The organism is Mucilaginibacter sp., assembly GCF_036383575.1.
Classification (GTDB): domain Bacteria; phylum Bacteroidota; class Bacteroidia; order Sphingobacteriales; family Sphingobacteriaceae; genus Mucilaginibacter.
The window spans coordinates 1-4,403 of sequence record NZ_DASVOB010000570.1 but is presented as its reverse complement, the minus strand read 5'-3'; the positions used below and the strand labels follow the sequence as shown (position 1 = coordinate 4,403).

At 45.2% G+C, this 4,403-nt stretch carries 4 protein-coding genes and 1 pseudogene; all 5 read left to right on the top strand.

The genetic code is table 11. The features are described from left to right. On the top strand, positions 1-460 hold a 460-nt coding region (locus VF500_RS20455; protein WP_414688589.1), incomplete at its 5' end, for a TolB family protein. A 16-nt stretch (positions 461-476) separates the two neighbouring features. Continuing rightward, the gene (locus tag VF500_RS20450) at positions 477-1,391 is read left to right on the top strand and encodes a TIM barrel protein (protein ID WP_330861455.1); all 915 of its coding nucleotides are present in this window, start codon (positions 477-479) and stop codon (positions 1,389-1,391) included. Between the two features lie 135 nt (positions 1,392-1,526). Continuing rightward, on the top strand, positions 1,527-2,138 hold the full coding sequence (locus VF500_RS20445) for a gluconate 2-dehydrogenase subunit 3 family protein (RefSeq protein ID WP_330861454.1): 612 nt from the start codon (positions 1,527-1,529) through the stop codon (positions 2,136-2,138). Between the two features lie 3 nt (positions 2,139-2,141). Then, positions 2,142-3,860 (top strand): GMC family oxidoreductase, encoded by a 1,719-nt coding sequence (locus VF500_RS20440; protein ID WP_330861453.1) that lies wholly within the window; start codon positions 2,142-2,144, stop codon positions 3,858-3,860. Positions 3,861-4,044: 184 nt separating this feature from the next. Continuing rightward, positions 4,045-4,403 (top strand): annotated as a pseudogene (locus tag VF500_RS20435) (GMC family oxidoreductase); the annotation flags it as partial.

Sequence of the window (4,403 nt, the reverse complement as noted above, 5' to 3'; positions counted from 1 at the left end):
CATCTACACCATTCCGGTGACTGGAGGCGCGGAGACCCGGTTGACCACGGCCAAAGGCTTGGATGACGGCCCGGATTATTCATCCGATGGTCAATGGATCTATTTCAATTCGGATCGCAGCGGCCTGATGCAGATCTGGCGCATGAAAGCCGATGGCAGCGAGCAAACGCAGCTTACCAACGACGATTACAATAACTGGTTCCCACATATCTCGCCCGATGGTAAATGGATAGTGTATATTACCTTCTTCAAAAACGAAGTATCCCCCGGCGATCACCCTTTTTACAAACATGTATATTTAAGGGTGATGCCGATTGGCGGCGGCCCGTCAAAAGTGGTAGCTTACCTGTACGGCGGTCAGGGTACTATCAATACCCCGTCGTGGGCGCCAGATAGTAAGCACCTTGCATTTGTAAGTAATTCTGATTTATTGTTTCCTGTATTCCCGATAGCAAAATAACCTTAAACATATAACCATGTATACATCACGCAGATCATTTTTAAAAACCGGCGCAATGGCAGTTGCCGGGGCGGCACTACTTCCTGATAGCTTATTTGCCGCAACGGAGAGTAAGCTTAAAAGGGTAGGGGTGCAGCTTTACAGCGTACGCGACGCCATGAAAGCCGATCCGCAGGGAACGCTTAAAAAGATCGCTGATGCGGGTTATGCACATGTGGAGCATGCTAATTATATCGACAGGAAATTTTATGGCTACACTGCCAAAGAATTTAAAAAGATCCTGGCCGATCTTGACCTAAAAATGCCAAGCGGTCATACCGTAATGACACCTCAGCATTGGGATGCAGCTAAAAATGATTTTACCGATGCCTGGAAATATACTGTTGAGGATGCGGCCACCCTGGGGCAAAAGTTTGTGATAAGCCCATGGCTTGACGAAAAGGTACGTACAGATACTGATGCCCTGAAACGTACAATGGAACAGTTTAACAAATGCGGAGAGCTTTGCAAGCAATCGTCAATGATGTTTGGCTATCATAATCACAACTTTGAGATCAGTACCAAAGTTGGCGACATTACCCTTTACGACTATATTATCCAAAATACTGATCCGGTTTTGGTGGCTCAGCAAATTGATATCGGCAATATGTTCAGCACCGGTGGTAAGGCATTGGAGTTTATCAATAAATATCCCGGCAGGTTCCAGTCTATGCACGTAAAAGACGAAATTAAAGTGCCGCCACATGATGGCGATGATACCGAAAGTACAATTTTGGGTGCAGGGATACTGCCTGTAAGAGATATTGTAAAAGCCGGGGCAAAAAAAGGAGGTACCTCATTGTTCATTATTGAGCAGGAAGCATACCAGGGCAAAGACCCAATCGATTGTGTAAAAATTGATTTACAAATCATGAAAAAATGGGGCTATTAATAGTATAAAGCTAACTTACACCCTCGTGAAGATTTAATTTTTCCAGGCTTTGATTTTAAATTGTAATTATTAAGTTTGGAAATACGTTATAAATCATAATAAGCCTTACCCGTTATCTGTCCAATAGTTTAAACAATGGATCGGCGTACCGTCATTAAAAACCTGGCTTTGATAATAGGAGGGGCAGCATTGCTCCCGGCTTGTTCGCAGGATAAAGCAAAGTCGAAGGTTGCACTCAAAAATATCGATATCACTGCCGATCAGGAACAGTTGATAGGCGATGTAGCAGAAACTATTATTCCTAAAACAACAACGCCGGGTGCGAAAGACCTGCTGCTCCATTTATTTGTATTGAAAATGGTGGACGACTGCTATAAAAAGGACGATCAGCAGGTGTTTGTAACTGGCATGGGCCATTTCGCAGATCAATCTCAAAAATTATATAGTAAAACGTTTGACCAGCTTGATACTAAAACCCGTGAAGCGTTTTTGCTGGATATAGAAAAAGAAGGTAAAGCGGAAGAAGAGGCGGCCAGGAAAAACAGTGATAAAAAAGATGCTGCACCTGCCACTCCTCCTGCAGGTAAGTATTCGCCCGAGCTTAAGAAGTTTTACAGCATAGTAAAAAGGCAAACCATAAACGGTTATACCAATTCAAAATATTTTATGACTAAAGAGGTGGTATATGAGCTTGTGCCCGGCAGGTACAATGCGCATTTTCCTTACAAACAAAAGCAAGCAGTATAAGTAATGGCTAATTTAAATATCGACAGCGTTAAAGAACGCACTTTCGACGCGATAGTAATTGGTTCGGGCATGAGCGGGGGATGGGCTGCTAAAGAGTTTGCGGACAAAGGACTCAAAACACTGATATTGGAGCGTGGCCGCGATGTGAAGCACATTAAGGATTACCCGACTACCAATATGTACCCCTGGGAGTTTGAACACCGGGGCGAATTGCCGATGGCGGTACAGGAAGCCAATCCTATTGTAAATCGCTGTTATGCCTTTGGAGAAAGCGCCGCGCATTTTTTTGTAAAAGATGCAGAGCACCCTTACATACAGGATAAACCCTTCGACTGGATCCGCGGCTACCAGGTAGGCGGTAAATCCCTGCTATGGGCACGCCAAACCCAGCGCTGGAGCGATTTTGACTTTGAAGGCCCCGCCCGCGATGGATTCGCGGTAGACTGGCCGATCCGTTATAAGGATATTGCACCATGGTATAGTTATGTGGAGAAATTCGCCGGTATTTCGGGTAACCGTGATGGTATTCCCGAATTGCCGGATGGTGAGTTTTTACCGGCCTTTCCTTTAAATACTGTTGAAGAATATTTTAGCAAACACGTAAAAAATAATTATAAAAACCGTTACGTGATCAGCGCTCGTTGCGCCCACCTTTCAACCCCTAACCAAATCCACCTGGATCAGGGCAGGGTACAATGCCAAAGGAGAACGATCTGTGAGCGTGGCTGCCCCTTTGGCGGCTATTTCAGCGCAAATGCTACCACTATCCCCTGGGCTTTAAAATCCGGGCACGCTACGTTGAGGCCGTTTTCGGTAGTGGAATCTATTATATATGATGATAAGCTGGGTAAAGCTACCGGTGTGCGGGTTATTGATACCAATACCAAAGAAGCTATCGACTATTACGCCAAAGTAATATTTGTCAATGCAGCGGCGTTAAATACCAACCTGATATTGCTTAATTCCAAGTCGCATCGTTTCCCTAATGGTTTGGGCAATGATAGCGGTGTGCTGGGTAAATATGTAGCTTTCCATAATTATTCGGCCCATATTGGAGCCGAGTATGATGGCGCTAAAGAATGGACAACAGATGGGCGTAATCCTGCCGGCGGGGGGTATATCCCGAGGTTCAGGAACGTGTACAAACAAGAAACCGACTTTTTACGCGGCTATGCTTCAGGCTTTGGCGCTTACAGATCCCCGCAGCGTAGTTGGGACGGCGTAGGCAGCAGTCTGAAAGATAACCTGGCTAACAAAGAGCTTGGCCCGTGGCATGTAGGGTCGCACATGATGGGCGAAACCATCCCGAAGGAAAGCAATTTTGTAAGTCTTGATGACAAGCAAAAAGATGCCTGGGGTGTGCCGTTATTAAAGATGAACATTGATTACGACGATAACGACGAGAAGATGAAGAAGGATTATGTGGAGCAGTTAACTGAGATGTTCACCAGCGCGGGCTTTACTAACATTAAAGCAAGTACCGATAAACGAGCACCGGGGCTTGATATTCATGAAATGGGCGGTGCCCGTATGGGGAATGATCCTAAAACATCGATATTAAACAAATGGAACCAGGTGCATAGCGTTAAAAACGTATTTGTTACCGACGGCGCCAGCATGACGTCAACCTCGTGCCAAAATCCGTCGCTAACTTATATGGCCTTTACGGCAAGGGCGGCCGATTATGCCATGAGCGAGATGAAGAAGGGGAACCTCTCCTAAATCCTCTCCAAAGGAGAGGACTTAAAAAGGGCGGCGTAAGGGGGGCTCCCTCTCCTTTGGAGAGGGCCGGGGTGAGGTCCTTCGTGTAAAAAAAACACAATGTAATATTTGGAAAATGAATTTTATTCATACATTTAACGACACAACCAAGTACTAAACAAATTTAACTAATCATATTATTCGTATGTCTGCAAACACTTATGACGCAATAGTCATTGGCTCAGGAATTTCAGGCGGGTGGGCTGCCAAGGAACTAACACAAAAGGGTTTGAAAACCATCATGCTTGAGCGTGGCCGTAATATTGAGCACATTAAAGATTACGTAAACGCAACCAAAGATCCATGGGAATTTCCGCACAGAGGCGGCCGTACCCAGAAAATGATTGATGATTACCCGGTTCTTAAACGCGACTATCCGTTAAATGAAACCAACCTTGACTATTGGGCAAGTGATAAAGATAGTCCTTATACAGAAATTAAACGTTTTGACTGGTTCCGTGGTTACCACGTAGGAGGCCGCTCACTGATGTGGGGACGCCAATC

Coding starts and splice junctions, on each gene's coding strand:
- VF500_RS20450 (WP_330861455.1), top strand. CDS start 477: ATGTATACATCACGCAGATCATTTTTAAAAACCGGCGCAATGGCAGTT.
- VF500_RS20445 (WP_330861454.1), top strand. CDS start 1,527: ATGGATCGGCGTACCGTCATTAAAAACCTGGCTTTGATAATAGGAGGG.
- VF500_RS20440 (WP_330861453.1), top strand. CDS start 2,142: ATGGCTAATTTAAATATCGACAGCGTTAAAGAACGCACTTTCGACGCG.